The sequence below is a fragment of the Mycobacterium sp. TH-M15 genome (assembly GCF_057473705.1).
Genome location: NZ_JBYCLB010000230.1, coordinates 1 through 2,073 on the forward strand (window position 1 = coordinate 1; position 2,073 = coordinate 2,073).

Below are 2,073 nucleotides of genomic sequence, written 5' to 3' on the forward strand. Positions count from 1 at the left end.
TGAGGAGACCGACATGCCCGATGTGCCAGCCAAGCGAACCGACCAGAACATCGTCTTGAAGGCGCGCCGGATGCAGTTCACCTTCCCGTCCGGAACCAGACGGCAGCACTTCGTCGACGGCGATCTGGTGATGAGCCACTTCACCGCGGTGTTGTCGTCGGTGTTCCCGGAGGGGGAGGACTTCTTCGTCCGGTCGGTGCGCAACTACCGCGACCAGATCACCGACCCGAAGCTGCAGGAGGCGATCAAGGGCTTCATCGGCCAGGAGTCCACCCACAAGACCCAGCACCGGATGCTCAACGAGCGGCTGCAGGCGATGGGTTACCCCACTGAGCGGATCGACCGGCACGTCACCTGGCTGCTGACCTGGCTGGAGGGGAAGTTCTCCACCGAGATGGCGCTGGCCGGCACCGCGGCGCTGGAACACTACACCGCGACGTTCGCCGAGATCCTGCTGAACAGCCCGGATTGGTTGAAGCTGCTGGACGGCTCCGACGTGCGCGAGATCCTGCTCTGGCACGCGTTCGAGGAAGCCGAGCACAAGGCCGTCGCCTTCGACGTCTACCAGGCGGTCGGCGGCAGCGAGCGCACCCGGGTGCGCGCGATGCGCATCGCCACCACCATCTTCGTGGCGGAGATGATCTGGCAGACCGTCCGCTCGCTCGCCGGGGACCGTGCCTCCCGCAACCCGGTGCGGCTCATCAAGAGCCTCAACGAGTTCCGCAAGTCGCCGCTGTTCAGCCGGGCCGCGCTGCGCCGCTACGCCTCCTACACCCGGATCGGCTTCCACCCCGACGACTGGGACAGCTCGACGACGTTGGAGCACTGGGCCAAGGAACTGCACGACGCCAGCGGCAACCCGATGTACGCCGACGCCTGAGCATCACCCGCCGGACGCAGCGGCCGTCCGCAGCCCATTAGGCTAGTCGAATGTTTGAATCGCTCTCCGACCGGTTGACCGGGGCGCTGTCCGGCCTGCGCAGCAAGGGCCGGCTCAGCGACGCCGACATCGACGCCACCGCCCGAGAGATCCGGCTGGCGCTGCTGGAGGCCGACGTGTCGCTGCCGGTGGTGCGGGAGTTCATCGGCCGGATCAAGGACCGGGCCACGGGCGCCGAGGTCTCCGGCGCGCTCAACCCCGCCCAGCAGGTCGTCAAGATCGTCAACGAGGAGCTGATCGGCATCCTCGGCGGGCAGACCCGCCAGCTGGTGTTCGCCAAGACCCCGCCGACGGTGATCATGCTGGCCGGTCTGCAGGGCGCCGGCAAGACCACGCTCGCCGGCAAGCTGGCCGTCTGGCTGCGCGGCCAGGGCCACACCCCGCTGCTGGTGGCCTGCGATCTGCAGCGGCCCGGCGCGGTCAACCAGCTCAAGATCGTCGGGGAGCGGGCCGGCGTCGGCGTCTTCGCCCCGCACCCGGGAACGGCGGCGGACGGTGCTCACCAAACGAGCACAGCCGACCCGGGTGCCCCGGTCACCGTCGCCGCCGACGGGCTGGCCGAAGCCAGGGCCAAGCACTACGACGTGGTGATCGTCGACACCGCCGGGCGGCTCGGCATCGACGAGGAGATGATGGCGCAGGCCGCCGCGATCCGCGAAGCGGTCCAGCCCGACGAGGTGCTGTTCGTGCTGGACGCGATGATCGGCCAGGACGCGGTGACCACCGCCGGCGCCTTCCGTGACGGGGTCGGCTTCACCGGCGTGGCGCTGACCAAGCTGGACGGCGACGCCCGCGGCGGCGCGGCGCTGTCGGTGCGCGAGGTCACCGGGGTGCCGATCCTGTTCGCCTCCACCGGGGAGAAGCTGGCGGACTTCGACGTCTTCCACCCGGACCGGATGGCCAGCCGGATCCTGGGGATGGGCGATCTGCTCAGCCTGATCGAGCAGGCCGAGCAGGTCTTCGACGCCCAGCAGGCCGAGGCCGCCGCCATCAAGATCGGCGCCGGCGAGTTCACCCTGGAAGACTTCCTCGACCAGATGCTGACCATCCGCAAGATGGGCCCGATCGGCAACCTGCTGGGCATGCTGCCCGGCGCCGGTCAGATGAAAGACGCGCTGGCCGCCGTCGACGAC

At 69.3% G+C, this 2,073-nt stretch carries 2 protein-coding genes; both read left to right on the forward strand.

Going from position 1 to position 2,073, the window contains the following annotated elements; translation table 11 throughout:
• Positions 1 to 13: 13 nt before the first annotated feature.
• A complete protein-coding gene (locus AC2VNT_RS05440; protein WP_486945884.1) occupies positions 14 to 880 on the forward strand; it encodes a metal-dependent hydrolase in 867 nt (288 codons plus the stop codon).
• A gap of 50 nt (positions 881 to 930) precedes the next feature.
• Positions 931 to 2,073, forward strand: a 1,143-nt coding sequence (gene ffh / locus AC2VNT_RS05445; protein ID WP_486945883.1) for a signal recognition particle protein, incomplete at its 3' end; no start/stop codon positions are given.

What these genes read in the sequence shown, in the direction of transcription:
- AC2VNT_RS05440 (WP_486945884.1), top strand. Translation starts at nt 14, where the DNA reads ATGCCCGATGTGCCAGCCAAGCGAACCGACCAGAACATCGTCTTGAAG.